At 61.5% G+C, this 15,880-nt stretch carries 8 protein-coding genes and 2 pseudogenes; 1 reads left to right on the top strand and 9 read right to left on the bottom strand.

Annotation, left to right across the window (positions count from 1 at the left end):
- Positions 1-244: 244 nt before the first annotated feature.
- From LZA78_RS15985 to LZA78_RS15965, 5 genes and pseudogenes are all read right to left on the bottom strand, one after another.
- A complete protein-coding gene (locus LZA78_RS15985) occupies positions 245-4,888 on the bottom strand; it encodes a beta strand repeat-containing protein (protein ID WP_233677915.1) in 4,644 nt (1,547 codons plus the stop codon).
- Between the two features lie 371 nt (positions 4,889-5,259).
- Positions 5,260-6,615 (bottom strand): annotated as a pseudogene (locus LZA78_RS15980) (IS1380 family transposase).
- A gap of 369 nt (positions 6,616-6,984) precedes the next feature.
- Positions 6,985-7,083, bottom strand: a pseudogene (locus tag LZA78_RS15975) (IS5/IS1182 family transposase); the annotation flags it as partial.
- Between the two features lie 375 nt (positions 7,084-7,458).
- Positions 7,459-8,367: a hypothetical protein gene (locus tag LZA78_RS15970; RefSeq protein WP_233677914.1), complete on the bottom strand. Its 909-nt coding sequence runs from the start codon at positions 8,365-8,367 to the stop codon at positions 7,459-7,461.
- 833 nt (positions 8,368-9,200) lie between these two features.
- Entirely contained in the window at positions 9,201-9,794 is a 594-nt protein-coding gene (locus LZA78_RS15965; RefSeq protein WP_233677913.1) for a LysR substrate-binding domain-containing protein, read from the bottom strand.
- 8 nt (positions 9,795-9,802) lie between these two features.
- Here LZA78_RS15965 and LZA78_RS15960 point away from each other — a divergent pair, with 8 nt between their 5' ends.
- On the top strand, positions 9,803-10,069 hold the full coding sequence (locus tag LZA78_RS15960) for an SDR family oxidoreductase (protein WP_233677912.1): 267 nt from the start codon (positions 9,803-9,805) through the stop codon (positions 10,067-10,069).
- A 320-nt stretch (positions 10,070-10,389) separates the two neighbouring features.
- On the opposite strand, the gene LZA78_RS15955 is transcribed toward LZA78_RS15960, so the two are convergent.
- The 4 genes from LZA78_RS15955 to dapA form a co-directional block, all read right to left on the bottom strand.
- Complete coding sequence (locus LZA78_RS15955) at positions 10,390-12,567, bottom strand: cyclic nucleotide-binding domain-containing protein (protein WP_233677911.1); 2,178 nt, start codon at positions 12,565-12,567, stop codon at positions 10,390-10,392.
- A 530-nt stretch (positions 12,568-13,097) separates the two neighbouring features.
- Entirely contained in the window at positions 13,098-13,754 is a 657-nt protein-coding gene (locus LZA78_RS15945; protein WP_233677910.1) for an aminotransferase class IV family protein, read from the bottom strand.
- On the bottom strand, positions 13,709-14,860 hold the full coding sequence (locus LZA78_RS15940; protein ID WP_438811090.1) for an aminodeoxychorismate synthase component I: 1,152 nt from the start codon (positions 14,858-14,860) through the stop codon (positions 13,709-13,711). Before LZA78_RS15940 ends, LZA78_RS15945 begins: the two co-directional genes overlap by 46 nt.
- 127 nt (positions 14,861-14,987) lie before the next feature.
- The gene (gene dapA / locus LZA78_RS15935) at positions 14,988-15,878 is read right to left on the bottom strand and encodes a 4-hydroxy-tetrahydrodipicolinate synthase (RefSeq protein WP_233677909.1); all 891 of its coding nucleotides are present in this window, start codon (positions 15,876-15,878) and stop codon (positions 14,988-14,990) included.
- Between the last annotated feature and the right edge of the window lie 2 nt (positions 15,879-15,880).

The raw sequence follows: 15,880 nt of genomic DNA, 5'->3' as shown, positions 1-15,880 counted from the left end.
CACACGGTTTGCGGACACATCCAAAGTTTTCCCACTTCAAGTGTTCTATCGATGCCGCGGGTCGTGACGCGAATGTGGTTAAGTTTACTTAACGCCTTTTGCCCAAGCGTTGATGATCGGGTTCTCGGGCGGTTGCGCTTGGCGAAGGAGGCAGTCTTGGATTGGGGTCCGGCGCGCATTGTGATCTGCGGCAAGGGGCTGGCAGGGGCGGCGCCGGTGTGCGGGCCGCCCCTGATCCGTTTCGTCAGAAGGCGATGCGGCCGCTGATCGCCACGGAGAGCGCGTTGTTGCGCCCGGGATTGTCAAAGCCCGTCACATAGGTCAGTTCGCCATTGATCGTGCCGCGCCCGTTGCCGAAACGATGTTGCAGGCCCAGACCGATCTCGCCGCTCCAATCCTCGGCCGCGCTCACCACCGGCGTTCCCGCAACTATCGTGGTGATGTCGCCCGCGAGTTCGCGGAAGATGTCGGCCGATCCATAGAACGTCGGGCCTTGATCCTGCCCGCCCGCGCGCGATGCGGTCTGCCGCTCGGCGACCAGACCCATGCCCAATTGCAGGCTTTCGGCCGTGTCCAGCGATGTCGCCAGCCCGCCCCCGCTGGTGAACGGATCATAGCTGACAGTGCTGTATTTCAGCCGCCCGCGCGGCGTCAGAGACCAGGGCGAATTTGCCATGCGGAACCGCTGGCCGATTTCAAGCTCGCTGGAGACACCTTCGCCCGAGATCGCGCTGGCGAAACCCGCCGATGTCATGTCGCTGCTGAAATCGGTGTATTGCAGCTGCCCGTCGACATAGAAGCCGGAATTGCCGAACCATGTCGCTGTCAACCCGAGCGAGCGCGCATCGGTGTCGATCCTCGCTGTCGCGACGTCTGAGGAGATCGTCGAACGGGCGGACCCGTAGCCAAGATTGACCCCCAGAACCAGATGCCCGGTATCGGAGGTATGGGCGTCGAAGTTCAGGCCGCCGCGAATCCGGGCCTGATCCATCTCGGCCTGGAAGCCGGAACCGGAAAACGCCGGTGCAAACTCCGATGTGCCGCCATCGACCAGGAACCACACAGACTGCAGCTCGGTAGGCACCCCAAGCTGATCCGTTCCAGAGCGTTCGCGCAGGCTCGGCAGCCTGCTTTGCTGCAGCATCGCATAGGGCAAGGCTTCAAGCCCGGTCACTTCGGCCACGAAGCCGCCGGTTCCGGCCAGAACGAAGTCTGCTCCGCTCTGGCTGATTTCATAGACCAATGCGCCGAAGGACAGCGGCGTGGACAGGGTAAAGGCGTCGGCTGCGGCGGTGCCGCTGACCGAGGCGATCACCACCGGGTTGCCACTGGCCCCGCCGGTCGAGACATCGGCCACCGCGACGCTCGTCTGGGCGCCCGTCACATCCCCGTTCACCAGCAGCCGGTCAGAGGTGTCTGCGGTGAAGTCCACATCAATGGCCAACACACCGCCACCGGAGTATTCGCCGTTCACCGTTACGGTTTCGCCCGCAGTGCCGTTCTGCATGTCGGACGTACCGTTGTTGGCATAACGCCCGTCCACCGTCACCGCGCTGCCCGAGGCAAGCTGCAGAAGGCTGTTGTTAACGAAGGCCCCGGCGCCGCCCAGGGCGACCTCCAGCGTGCCCGCGCCCAGGGTGATGCTGCCCGCGTTGGTGATATCCTCGTCGCCCGTGGCGTCGGTATCGGCAGACAGATAGCCTCCGCCCGCGAAATCGAACACCCCGCCGGACAGGTTGTTGATCGCACCGACATCGCTCAGCGTGCCCCCCGCAGCGACCGCGATCAGCGCGCTGTTGTTGAGCGTGTTGCCGGTCCCCGACAGGGTTGAGCCCGCGCCAATCGCGATGCCCCCCGACCCGGCCGCAACGGTGATCGTCTGCGCCTCAAGTGTGTCGCCATCGGACACCGTAATCAGGCCGGTGCCGGTCTGATCCAGCGTGGTGATCCCTACCAGATCGCCGCTGGTGGTGACGGTGCCCGCGCCGGTGTTGCTCAGCGATCCGGCCAGCGTACCCGCAGCGTTCAGCGTCCCGCTGTTTTGGGTATTGCCGCTGATCGTGCCGGTGCTGACAAGGGTCGCGTCCGCAGCATTGGTCACGCTCGTGGCGCGCATCGTGCCTGCGTTGTTGATCGTACCGCTCCCGGTGTTTTCGATGGTGCTGGCATCCAGAATGCCGCTGGCCTCGACCTGCACGCCCGCAGTGGCCAGTGTCGTGCCGCTGCCCGCCGAACTGTTGGTGAATCCTGCCACTTCGAGTTCGCCACCCGAGATGTTCAGCGTGGCACTGCCTTCGTTCAGGAAACTGCCGGTCGGGGTGGTGGAGGGGGTGCTACCCGTGGGGACGCTGCCGCCATAGGTGTTACCAACGATATTGAGCACGGCCCCCGCACCGCTGTTGGTGATGCTGCCCGCATCGACGCGGCCCTGCAGGTTCATCGTGCCGTTATTGGTCAGCGCGGTGGCAAACAGGGCGCTGGTTAAGGCGTTGGAATTCAGCGTCGCCCCGGCATGGTTCGTAACGGTTCCACCGCCGATCAGGTTCCAGTTGTTGGTGATCAGTGATGCGGCCGTGCCACCCGCCACACCGTTCTCGATCGGGCCATTGACATAAAGCGTCCCGAATGTCGCAATGGTCGTGCCAGTGCCGCTGGTCGTGGTGTTGGTCAGGCTGTCGACCGTGGTAGTGCCGGTGACATCGAATGTCGCCGCACTTTCATTGGTGAAGGACCCGATCCCGGTCAAAGTGCTCAGGGCGTTGAAATCCCCGGTGCCGGTGTTGACCACATCCCCGTTCAGCACGCCCCGCGCGTTCACGACGCCGCCGGTGGTGTTGGTCAGCGTGCCCACGGTCAGTACCGATCCGGTACCCAGCATATCGATGGCACCAGCGTTATTGATCGTGTCGCCTGTCGCATCCAGAGTGGCATTGTTGGCGATATTGATGTCTCCGGTCGCAGTGTTCTGGATCGCTCCTCCGACGGAATTTACGTTGGTTGTGCCCGCATTGAAGTTCAGGACACCGGCATTGGAAATCACGCCAGCTTGGACATCGAATGTCTTGGCCGCGGCGTCGTTGAAATTGACGATGCCGGTCGACAGGTTGTTGTAATCACCCGTTACCTCGACCAACGAACCTCCCCCGGCCACGTTCACAGTGCCAGAGTTATTGGTGGTGTTGCCGGTGCCAACCAGACTGGCGTCGGTCTGAACGTTGATGACGGACCCGGCGGTGTTGGTGAGCGACGCGACCGTCATGGTATCGCCCGTGCTGACCGTCAGCGCCGCTGTGCTGTCATGTGTGAAGCCACCAGTCGTTGTGAAGTCTCCGCCCGTTGTGAAAACACCCGCAACTGCTGTCGCGAAGTTAGAGGTGTATCCTGTTCCCTGCCATGTCGGGCCTGATGTGCGCTCCTCGGTAATGGTATCCGAAACGTTGAACGAGACTGCGCCGGTCTCTGAGTGGCCATTGCGATACGTCATGTCGACAGTGTTGACCGTCACAGTCCCCGTCGCGCTGCCAATTGCACCACTGGAGATAAAGTTCGACAGACCTGTTAGCGAAACCGTCCCCGCGCCAGAGTTGGTAATTGAGCCCGTGCCGTTGTTGGTGAACGTACCATTGACCGTCGATGTGCCGATCAAATCGAACGTGGCGTCATTAGTGACATTCCCCGCCCATGTACCAGAAACGACAGTTGTTCCAGCGCTATTGGTCAGAGTCCCAGTTGCCGTATTCGTCCCGCTCAGCGTCAGCGTACCGCTGCCTTGCTTGGTAAGATTTCCAGTGCCTGAAACGATCCCCGAAATCTCGCGGTTGGATGCGTCGCCGGTGGTCAACGTATTGTCGTTGAGGTTGATATTGCCGCTGCCAAAGACTGCGCCAACAGTCTCGTTGCTGCCGCTCAGAACAAAGTTACCGCTGTTGTTGACGGTACCGGTATCGCTGATCGCATTACCCCCGGCACCATTCACGCTCAGCGTTCCACCTGCCGCAATTGTGATCCCTGAGGTGTTCAGAATGCTCCCAGTTGCACTGACTGCAAGAGTACCATCATTGACATTCACGGGGCCGGTCAGCGTGTTCACCGCGTTGAGTGTCGTCAGATAAGACAAGGTCTTCCGCAATTCGCCAGCACCAGCGATGACGGCATTGATGGTGGCAAATCCCACCTGTCCGAGCGTACTGACCGAAAGCGTACCGTTGTTCAGGCTGCTGGCGCCAGGGGAGTTGATGATGAAACCGCCAACATTCAGCGTCGCACCGCCGAGGTCGACGTTTAGTGCGCCGGTGCCACTTTGCATGATAAAAGTCGTGACACCCGATAATGCATCAGGACTTGTTGCTGTAAGATTGCCGCGAGAGACATCAAGTGTGCCTGAAATCGAGTTAGTGCCGCTGAGGACGAGCGTGCCGTTTCCTGACTTCTGGAGCCCGGTCGTCGTCGTGATATCGCTGCCGATAGTTGCAGTGCCCGTGGTCACGGTAATACCGGGCGAGGCGTTCGTGTAGGCAAGCGCACCGCCGGTCAGCACATAGCCATCAGTGCTGAATGTAATGTTGCCGACTTCTTGCGTGCCAGTGACTGTCACCGTGCCCGCCGGGCCGCTGAAGGTCGCGTTGTCCCCCGTTGCCCATGCCTCGTTAGTAGCTCCGGCATCGGCGGTCCAGTTTTGTGTCGCCGCGTCCCAAGTGCCACTGCCACCGACCACAGCTGTATCCCCGGTAGTCGTGTCCCAGGTTAGGTCCTGCGCCTGCACGATCGCCGGCAGAACAACCGTTGCCCCGCTGGCGACAACGAATGCAAGTACCGTCGCCCGCCCGTACTTCGGAACAACACTGAGTTGACGGACGCCAAGTTGGCGGGCCTTGAGCGATTTTTGCATAAGAAATCAATCCCTTTGATTCAATTGTTTAAGTGGAACTCCGGTCGTGTCGCGAATGCTGTGGAAATTCCCTGACGGCGCGCTCCGAGCATGTGATTGATCAGCTTTTCACGCTGCGAGGTCAAGGGGCATGGGTTCAAGGGGCTGAGACCGACATTCCCCAAGTGGCATGCTGTTTGAGGTGAGGATCGCCTGTATCCGTCCGCTGGACAAGCGTTTTTCGCCCCGACCGGCGTCTTCGGTCGTGCAAACGCCTGGAACTGGGCGGATCAGCCCCCGAAGTCGACGCGTCCTTGCTCGTCGGTGGTGTTCTTCAGCGCGGCGGGCAGACCTGTCCTGCCGCTTTCGTTCAGTTTGAACGTGGATCGCTGTCATGCACATGACGGAGGCGCTCGCAATCGGCGGATGGCGGCAAGGACGGCGCGCACCATCGGGCCGGTGACGGCGACCTCGGCCAGTTGGAAGGTAATGGCGCGGGCGTGGCGGACGACACGTGCCCCGATCTTGATCAGCTTGAGTTGCAGGCTGGTCAATGATCAGTCCGCCATGGCCTCGGGCAAATCGATGCAGCGCAGGAAGGTGGCCAGGTTGTAGGCCAACGCGTGCAGTTGCAGCCGCACCTCGTTGTCGCGGAACTTACGGCACGACAGCCGTGTCCAGCGGAAGGCGTACTTGCCTTCCTTGATGTGCTGCTCGGCGGTGCCGCGCTGGTTGTAGAACCGCACCACCCAGTCCGGGTCCATAGGCATGTTGGTGACGATGAAGCCGACACGCGGGAACAGCTCGCCCGGATGCCATTCGATCTTGGCGATCACCCGACGCTCCTTGTCCCAGGACGCCGCCTGATACTCGAAGTCTTCGAAGAAGCGTTTGACCTTGGTCAGCGAAGGCCGCCCCACGGGCCGCGTCAGCCGATGCGCGATCTTCTCGCGCAGGACGTTGTTGGCAGGCAGCCGGATGGCGTAGAAGAACCGGGCTTCTTCCAGCCGCTCATAGATCGCCGGGATCGCGTAGGCGGCATCGGCCCGGAAGAACCGGCCGCCAAGGTTGCGTTCCGCGTAGCGGGCGATGACAGGGTCGAGAACGTCCCGCCAGCCATCGGCGCTGTGGACATTGCCATGGCGCAGGGCGCAGCGCTCCAGCATACCGAACTGGTTGAACAGGAAGTTCGGGTGATAGCAGGTGCAGTCGAAATGCCCGTTCCAGGCCGCGCCCTCCTGATCGCCATGGGTGGGACTGACCGAGCTGTCCATGTCCAGCACGACGTACTTCAGCCCATTGCGGTCATGGAACCGGTCAATCCATTGTCCGTTCAGGTCGGCCAGCGCGGCACGGTTCTCGGCCAGGGCCAGTGTCTCGGTCTCGAACCGCCCCATCTGTGAGGCCGAGGCCGCCTGCGCATCGACTGCCCTTCCACCCACGACCTGACGCATGACAGGATCAAGGGCCAGCCGGTCGGCATCGTTGACATCCTCGTATCCGGCCAACCGCCCGAACACCGATTGCCGGAACAACCCGTCAAGCCGATGGGTCGTGTTCTTGCCGCGCCGGGTGTCGCGCAGCGCCGTTGCCGCCAGATCGGACAAGCCGAGCGCGTCATCCATCTCCCGCATCACCAGGAGGCCACCGTCGGAACTGAGCTGCGCACCTCGAAATTCCAGCCGCACGCGAGTGTCGAAATCCACCCGATCTGCCCGCTGCAGGCTCGCACCCCTTGGGTGATCCATCAAACATGCCCCTCGAAGCCGACAACGCCATGATTTATATGCGAAATATCACCATCAAGACAGCAAAATCAGCGCCTCACTTGGGGAATGTGGGGTGAAGGAAATCTCGTCGCTCGATTGTGGATTTTCCCAGAGAACGGTCGTCTGTGTTCCGCAAGATGCAGGCGGTTCGACAACGATGTACTCGATCAATGTGCTGCAGGAATACAGTGCTCTAACAATCGCTACGTTTGTCCCGGATATTCAGGCTGTGCTTCCTGAGTTTCCCTATCAGAACTCAGGGCTTATCGAGCAGATTCCTATACGGTGTGCTGCCGTCCCCTGATTTTCTGATTGGGTGCTCGACTTATCGCGGTGCTTTGTGCCGACGACGAACCCTGTCGTTTGCCGCAGCGCCATGTCGAACAGCACCTTCATCGTCAGACAGATCTGAATGGATCCTGCCTGCGGGGCTCGGCTCCGTTTTCCGGGGGCCTTTTGTCCCACGACTCCACCTAGTTTTCGTACAACATCATGAAAGTTTGCCTTGGCGATGAATAGACAAGGAGATGATCATGGCACCTAAACAGCGCAATTCCCCAAACTGGCCCTCGAAAAAACCGGGTAAGGCCTCAGGCGGTGGGCGGACGACCAATCCTCCCAAGATAAAGCCGCCATCACCAACAAGCGGAAAAGCCCCGAAGGCGACCACCCTGTCGGACGTCCAGCGCGTTACGAAGGGACCAGCGCAGGACAAGGGCTTCGTGCGGCGCTTTACTAAGGCCGCCATCCAGAATGAGGGGCGCAAGTCTCACGCCTGATCAAGCGCTCTGCCAGTGTCGAAGTTGATTACTGCCTTGCAGCTCACAGTGCGTGCCGGGTCAAAATTCGATGCTGGCAGGCAATCGCATCCTCCAGCAGAAGCGGCCAATCCTGCCAGACCTCGTGTAGATCCGAGAGCATTTCGGGTTGGTCATATCTCTCAGCAGCTTGGGCCCAAGCCCGCTCCAGATAGCCCATGAAGCCCGCAAAATGGCCCTGTACCCCCAGCTGAAAATGCGTGGTTTGCCAATCATCCTCCACCTCCTCGATGTTTGACGCCTGTCCCATTAGGGACCAGATCTCCGTGACATCAAAGTAGGTCAGCGGTCTCTTTCCTTTATCGAGTTTCCGGATCTTGCGTTTCATGGAATCCTGATCGAGATCGGGGGCGCGAGCCTTTGCCAACATGGCTGCGATCGGCGAGGCTTTGCTTTTCGGGCCTCTTGAGCCGCGTGGCTCGCCATGAAAACGGGTTTCGAACGCTGCTACCGCGTCGATCCAGGCTGGTGCTGCGGACCAGAGAGCGCCATCTGTTGCGACTGGCGCAGGAGAATATTTTGGGCTGTCCGGCCCGTGGTGGCACAAAAACGCATAGAGATACGCGAGTTGCCAAGTTAGACCGGTCACCGCAGCCATGCGATAGAGTCGTTCCGTATCGAAATCGATGCCGGACGATAGCCAGCGCCGAACGGCGGTTCCTGCCGGCAAACCCTCTAGAACTTTAGCGTCGATATCATTCTTAGAAATTTGGCCCCGTTCCAAAGCTACCCATGTTTGCGACGGCAGACTGAATTCGTCCAACAGATGCGCGAACACGGAACGCTGCCGGTTGGTTTCCGGGCGTCGGGAAACTTGGATCCCAAGAAGGAAGCTGCAAGCTCCATGCCATCTGAAAAACTCCGCTCGACTTATCCGCTGGTCGCGAAGAAACGCATCGAGCGCTTCATTCATCGCTCCGATCGTTAGATCGTTAGAATCGCGCAAGTCTAGGCGGTTCTTAAGGAAGTCAAGAAATTCGCGGTCGGACGGCTTCGAGAAACCCTCCTCCTGCGAAGTCGAGAGGCTATTCCCTCGTCTCTTCATTCGCTTGCGCAGCCGATCGGCTTGGCGTGTTTGCTCTTCGGTAAGATCACGAGAGCGGGAGAGAAGTGGGGAGTAGTCAGGGGCGTAAGTGAGCTTACCCGTGGCCTTTGCTGCACAATAGGCAGATGCAAGTTGCAGGAAATTTGGGAAAGTAATCATCGGGTGGGGATGTCGTGCGGGTGAATGAAGCGTGTTGCTCTGCGGATTCTATTTCAGCTTGATCGCGAGTGTTTTGCCTTCACCGCGGAGCTCCAATTTATCAATGCCTTTGACCCGTGACTTCAGGCTCGACGCACCCTAGGTGCGCACATCAAAGTCTGGGTACCTTTGGCGCAAATTCTACCCGACCCAAGATAACGCTGACCAGCCGTCCTCGGTCTCTGAGCTATTCAGCACGTTGTTGATAAGCTGAAAGGCAGGATTGGTGGGCTTCTTGGCTGGAGCCCCCATCGCACCAAGTCTTTGTTTCAGCATTCGGTTCTGACAAATGACGAGATCAGAAGCGGCAATGTGGTCTGGGTAAGATTCTGTGGTTGCGAGCCCCCGCAACCACTTCAAACGAACACGCATCGAGACCCTCAACGGCATCCGGCTGTGCAAGGGCGGGCTTTTGCGTTCCAATTCCACCGCTGGATGCACTCAGGAAGCAAGCAAGCTGTGGCGGATGTCAGTGTCGTGCGGTCGTTGTTCCTCGTGATTGTTTAATGCCGCAGCGCGTTTAGCACCGCCTTGAAGGCGGGAAGGTTCTGATGACGGCTTGGGTAATAGATATGGTAACCCGAGAAACGTGGCGACCAGTCCTCAAGCAGCACGACTAGGGCGCCACTATGGGCATGTGCTGACACCATGTCCTCGGGAACATAGGCGATCCCCACACCATCGAGTGCGGCTTCGACCATTGTTCCTTCGTCATTAAGCGTAAGCCGTCCCTCGACGCGCACCCGAAGTTCCTTGCCGTCCTTCTCGAACTCCCAGGCATATAACCCACCCGCAGTAACCAGCCGTCGGTTTATGCAGTCATGCGCGAGCAGATCCTGGGGGTGCTCGGGGCGTCCATGTTTGGCAACGTAATCCGGCGTGGCCACCGCAACCAGGCGCCAGTCCGGACCGACGCGCAGGGCGATCATGTCGTGTTCGACGCTTTCGCCCAGACGGATCCCCGCGTCGAACCCGTCTTCGACGATATCCCGAAACCCGCCATCAACGTTGAGCTCAAGCCTGATATCCGGGTAGTCGTGCAGGACAGACCGCAGCTTGGGCCAGATAAGCTGCGTCAGCGGTCTATGGCGGCACAAAGTGGTTCGTGCGCGACTTCATGGAGGTTCTGCGCATGGAATCCGCGATGGAGGGCACCAACATCCGAACCGCGACGATCTATCCGGCAGCAATCAACACCGAACTGCTGCACACGATCAGCGACAAGGGTACGGCTGAGGGCATGGCGGCACTGTATGAGCAGGTCGGGATCACGCCAGACCGTATCGCAAGCGTCGTGGCTTTCGCGATCGAGCAGCCAGCGGATACGAACGTCAGCGAACTGACGGTCGGCCCCACTGTTCAGGCGTGGTAAGAAACCCAACCGGGGGCGAGGCGTTGGCCTTGCCCCCGCAGTTCCAAGATGCCGAAACACCAGACAGATCGCCTATCAGGCCGCGGCATCCGACAGGCGTCGATCGCGCGGCAGGCCCTCCTAGGCAGGCAATTCAAACACTCAAAATACCTTTTGCGCTGAGTTGATCGTATCCCACCTCACCGACCTCAACTGTTCCCAACGCCGGATGATTTGATGACGTCAGTCAGATTTCGGTGGGTTCAGGATAGCGCATCCACCGAGGTCTGAAACTCCGCCAAACTTAGCTCTTCATCGCCCGTAGGGCCTTTGGCGGCAGTCTATTGGCTGTAAAGCAGGGCTGTCGTCCGGCTCAGCCTTGCGGCCATTCGTTTGCCCAGAATGGATAGAAGCATGACGGCAAGGTCCGGGCGTGCGCGGCCCAGCTGATCGAGCGCGTCTTGCGACACGAGGCGCACGACGGCATCGCTTTGGGCGCGCACCGTCGCACTTCGCCCCGCACCGGAGAAAACCGCCATTTCGCCGACGATCGCGCCCGGGAGGTAGCTGGCGATCTGCACTTCGCTACCCGCGCGGCCAGCGGTTAACGCGACAAGCCGGCCGCTTTCAACGCAGACGAAACCATTCGGCTTCTCGCCAATCCTGAACACGTCCGCTCCGGCGCAAATCTCTCGGCTGGGGAAGGAGACGCCGGGAACCGCTTGCTCGATCCGGTCCAGCAGGCATCGGATCGGTTCGTTCAGGCTGTCGCCGGTGCTGTGAAGGTGATGTGCCTCATCGAGCACCAGGTCTTCGACCCAGGCTAGCGCGTCATTCAGGGTCGCAAAGCTTCGATCCGCGACATCTTCGCCGCCCAGTTCCTGTTCCCGGCTTAGGGCTTCCGGCATCGCGGTGACGATCAGATCCGCTCCGATCTCGCGGATGGAGCGGGCCAGTCGGACGACCATGAGGGTGGCCGAAACCTCGGTGCCCAAGACGCGCCGGAAATCGAGGATCACATGGCGCACCGCCACATCGCTTTGCGCAAGATCCTGGCGCACCTCTTTGTACATCCGCGTCACGGTGCCGAAGAAGAGGTAGCCTTGAAGTTCATAGATCCGGGTGGCCTTGCCGGCCTGATCGAGGAGCTTCTCGGCCTCGGCAGAGCGTTCGGTTGTGGAGCGCCTGATCTCGGCCGTGGTGCGGCTGCGGAAGATCGGGAGGCGCGAGTAACCGATGGTGAAATTCAGCGCCGCGAGGGCGATACCCACGATGACCGCCAGAAGAAGCCCGTTCAGCAAGGTGATCGCGACGATCACAACGATGGTGACGATGTCGCCCGGCGTCAGACGCGGGAGTTCCGAGATGAACCAGCGGGTCAGCAGGCCAAAACCCAGATAGGACAGCAGAAAAACGATAAGGGCGCTCGGCACATAGGCGAGGTAGGGAATCCCGATCACCCCGATCACGACAGCGGTGACCATCGCCGTGACGGGCAGAAGGCGCCCGGCGCCCGGTGCAATATCTCTCGACAGGAAGGAAAGCGTTGCCGACTGATAGGCGACGACGCCTCCGGTCAGGCCCGCGACAAGGTTTGAAAGGCCCGCGCGCCCGACCTCGGCGTCAAGGTCGATCGTCCGCCCGCTCGACAACTCCACTGCGGACAGGTTGAGCAGCATTCCAAGAAGGGAAAGGCCGGCAACAACCAGCAGGTTCGGGATCTCGCTGGCGAAAACCCTCGTTGGAAAGTCCGCGAACATCTCCGGGTGCGGGAGGCCAATGTGGGTGCCAAGCGGAACTTTCCCCTGCAGGAACATTCCGGTTTTCAGCGCCTCGGCAAGGCCCCCATCCGATAGGGCCGCGATGAGATAGGTGACGCCGGCCACGGCCACGGTGGCCAGCGGCACGGATATCTCGATCGCCCGATGGGTCTTCAACAAGACCATCGCGACCGCAAGGAGCATCGGGAGGCTCCAGCGCGCCAGTGTTTCGGCGGCGAAAACCTCGGGCCAACCCGGATTGCGGGGCAGCACAAGTCCGGCGGCATTGATCAGAAGCAGGACGCCCGTGGCGGTCAGGAAGCCGCTGACGACTGGGAAGGGGACGTTCTTGACGAAGCGCGCGCTGCGCGTCCAGCCGACAAGGCACATGACGAGGCCAGTGGACAGCGTGGCCAGCATGACCGCGGCGAGGATCAGCGCGGTCACCTGGGCCTCGGACAGCGCGGGCTCGCTTGCCGCGTAATGCACGGCGATACCCGCAAGCGTCACGACGACGATACTCTGGCCCTGCCAGATCATGTTGCTTTGGCGCCAGCCAATGATGGCGAAGATCGAGGCGACGGCCTGACCCGCGAAGGTGACCCAGAAGCCGATCGGAATGGCCGAGGGCGCCGCGTTCGCGAAAATCAGAAACGCGAAGGAGATAGCGTAAAAGGAGACCAGAATGCCAGAGATCACCCCGGCGAGAATAGCCTTGCTGAGCTGGTCGATCCGGTAAAGCGAAGAGCGGGTTTTCATACGTCAGATTGAATTCTTAATGAAACAATGGTGGCCGCGTTATTGGCCGCCTTCTGCAAAATCAGGTTCCGGAAGTCCAGGGACGGAACGTCTAGGCTACTTATGCAGCGCCGTGCCGCGCTGCCAGCCGGGTCCGGCGCACTCCGCCCATCCATTGTCTCATTCGTGTCACTCCAGTTTTCTGGTTTCCCTATTGCTATGGAACTGTGACGGGTCCGTGACACCGACGCAATCGTCGCGGGGCGATGTCCCGCAAAAACGGTCTGGATGCGCTTGAGCGTCGGCTCCGAATTCCCGAGCCGGTCGAGGTTCGGGCGCGCGCGGCGGATGTCCTTTTCGGACCACAAATCGAACAGCGTCGCTAGGGTCGAGCGATGGCCCAGAGGCCACGTCCATGCGCAGCACAAGGTTGAACCGCTGGCAGACCAGCGCGCATTGGCTTTGCCATTGTGACCTCGCTCAGAGCAAACAGGTTTACGCCAGCTCAGAAGTGCGCAGGCCGATGCTGCATTCGCCCCGAGATGGGCGGATCAATCCGCCGCGCCGGGTTGCCAATGCGCCCGGATCAGACCGCGGAAGCTGTTGCCCACGAAAACCTCTTTCGCGCGCCGCAGGTCTTCGGGTGTCAGGATGGCTTCGCTCCAGCCTTCCGTCAGCATCTGTTCGCGCAGAACGCCGGGCAGCAAGCCGCATGACAGTGCCGGGGTCAGCTTGCGCCCGTCCTGGTCGATCACGAAGATCGAGGTGATGGTGCCTTCGCAAAGCTCTCCGCGCTCATTGCAGAACAAAAGCTCGTCGATACCTGCGGACAGGGCGGCGCGTGCGCGGTCGTAAAGCGCGCGCTGCGTCGTCTTGACGCCAAGCCAAGGGTCGGAAGACGAGACCCTCTCGGGGGCGAGTGCGATTTGCCAGACGCCGGGGTTCGGATCGAAGTGCGCGGTCGTGCATTCGACCTGTCCGTCAGCGTCGAGGGTCAGGCGGCACCGCAGCGGCGCATCGGACGGGCCGATGCCCGCAATGGCGCGTTCAAGTTCGGCGATGTCACAGGGAAACCCAAGGCTGGCCGCGCTGCGCAGCAGCCTCGCACGATGCAGCGGCCAGCGCCGCGCGCCTTCGCCCGGCCACCAGCCGAAGGTCTCGATCAGCCGCGTGCCGGCGGGGATAGCTGCGCGAAACGGCTTTTCCACAGTGCCTCCTGGTATTCCGCGGTGGCGGTGCTGTCCCACACGACGCCCCCGCCCACATTGAGAACGCCGCGCCCGTCCTGCACCATCAGCGTGCGGATCGCGACGTTGAATTCCGCCCGCCCGTCCGGGGCGGCCCAGCCGATCGTGCCGCAATAGGCGTCGCGCGGGAAGGGCTCCAGCTCGTGCAGGATCTCCATCGCGCGCAGTTTCGGGGCGCCGGTGATCGACCCGCAGGGGAACAGCGCGCGAAAGATGCCGGACAGGCCGACGTCAGGGTGCAGCCGGGCCTCGACCGTGCTCGTCATCTGGTGGACGGTCGCGTAGGTCTCGATCTGGTAAAGCGCGGGAACCCGCACCGAGCCAAGCTGCGCGATCCGGCTCAGGTCGTTGCGCAGCAGATCGACGATCATCAGGTTCTCGGCCCGGTTCTTGGAGTCGTTTTGCAGCCAGTTCCGGTTCGCCTCATCCTCGGCGGCGGTCTGGCCGCGCTGGATCGTGCCCTTCATCGGCCGCGTGACAATCGCGCCATCGGCTTGCGTGCGGAAGAACAACTCGGGTGAGCGGCTGAGCAACGCGGGCAGGCCATCGTCTTGCAACACCAGCGCGCCGTGCCCCACCGGATGGCCTTCGGAAAGCGCCGCATAGAGCGCCGCAGGATCACCCGAGACATCGCAGTCGAGCGGGAAGGTCAGGTTCGCCTGATATACATCGCCCGCGCCGATATAGGCGTGCAGGCGCTCAAACGCCTGCGCGTAATCGTCTGCCGTCCAGCGCGGTTGCAGCGCCGAGATCTCGTGCGTCGCGCGGGGAAGGGGCGGGGCCTCTTGCGGGCCGTCATAGACGCCGAAACGCAGAAGCGGCAAAGCCCGCCCGCCGGGCAGCAATGGGTTCAGGCGGGGCTCAAGCGCGTAGCCAAGTTCGTAGCTGGCGTAACCGGCAAGCCAGTGGCCGTCCGCCAGCGCCCGGTCGAGCGCGGTCAGCGCCGCATCGACTTGCGATAGCTCGTAGGCTTCGATGATCGCGTTCGGGCGCGTGAAAAGGGCCGCGGGGGGGCGGCCCGTTTCATCTCCGAGCAAGGCCGGAGCGGCGTCAAAGCGGATATCCAATCGCGCGGCCCTCCGGCAAATGTTCAGACGCGTACTGAACGCGATGCGTAGAACACAACCCGGGAAGGTTCAACGTGCCTCTCTGGATAACTGCCCCGAGGGGCGCAGTTATCCGTAGTGACGGGGCTCAGCGCACCGCATTGGCGCTTAGCCGCCCGAGCGTTGTGGCGCCTTGGGCCGAGACGGGGACCAGCGGAAGGCGCAGGATCTCTTCCATCATGCCTTCCTGGGCAAGCATGTGCTTCACGGGTGCGGGGCTCGATTCGATGAACATCGCCTCGGCCAGCGGCACCAGCTGTTCGTGCAGGCTCAGGGCGTCTTCAAGGCGGCCCTCGGACCAGGCACGATAGAGCGCGACGCATTCCGCCGGGCGCCAGTTCGACAGGACCGAGGTCAGCCCGCGCGCACCAAGCGCATAGAAAGGCAGTGCCAGACCGTCATCGCCACAATGCACAACGAAGCCGGGCCCCGCCGATGCGCGCAACGCCGTCACGCGCGCCGGATCGCCTCCGGCTTCCTTGATCGCGACGATGTTCGATTTGGCTTGCGCAAGCGCGGCAGCCGTCTGCGAGGTGATCGAGACGCCTGCGCGACCCGGCACCGAATACAGCATGATGTCACAGCCGACCGCATCCGCCACGGCTGAGAAATGCGCGATCAACCCCTCTTGCGAGGGCTTGTTGTAATAGGGCGTGATCAGCAGCACGCCATCGGCCCCCGCATCCTCGGCGCGGCGGCTGGCGGCGACGGAACTGCTGGTGACATTCGTGCCGGTACCCGCAAGCACATAGGCAAGCCCCTTTGCGCGTTTGACGGTGTGGGCGATCAGGGTCAGCTGTTCCTCGGGCGTCAGGGTCGCGGCCTCGCCGGTCGTGCCCACCGGCACAAGGCCGCGAATGCCTGCCTCAAGCTGACGGTCGAGGAGCCGGTCATAGGCCGCCCAGTCGATCGTGCCATCGGTCTTGAACGGGGTGACAAGCGCGGTAAACACGCCATCGAAGCGGGTCTGGTTGGTCATGG

The organism is Rhodobacter flavimaris (assembly GCF_021378075.1).
Lineage (GTDB): Bacteria > Pseudomonadota > Alphaproteobacteria > Rhodobacterales > Rhodobacteraceae > Rhodobacter > Rhodobacter flavimaris.
The sequence above is the reverse complement of the archived record's forward strand: the minus strand, read 5'-3'. Positions and strand labels throughout refer to the sequence as shown.

Excerpts from the sequence above, each read along its gene's own strand:
- LZA78_RS15985 (WP_233677915.1), bottom strand. The coding sequence starts at position 4,888 with ATGCAAAAATCGCTCAAGGCCCGCCAACTTGGCGTCCGTCAACTCAGT.
- LZA78_RS15970 (WP_233677914.1), bottom strand. The coding sequence starts at position 8,367 with ATGAATGAAGCGCTCGATGCGTTTCTTCGCGACCAGCGGATAAGTCGA.
- LZA78_RS15955 (WP_233677911.1), bottom strand. The coding sequence starts at position 12,567 with ATGAAAACCCGCTCTTCGCTTTACCGGATCGACCAGCTCAGCAAGGCT.
- dapA (WP_233677909.1), bottom strand. The coding sequence starts at position 15,878 with ATGACCAACCAGACCCGCTTCGATGGCGTGTTTACCGCGCTTGTCACC.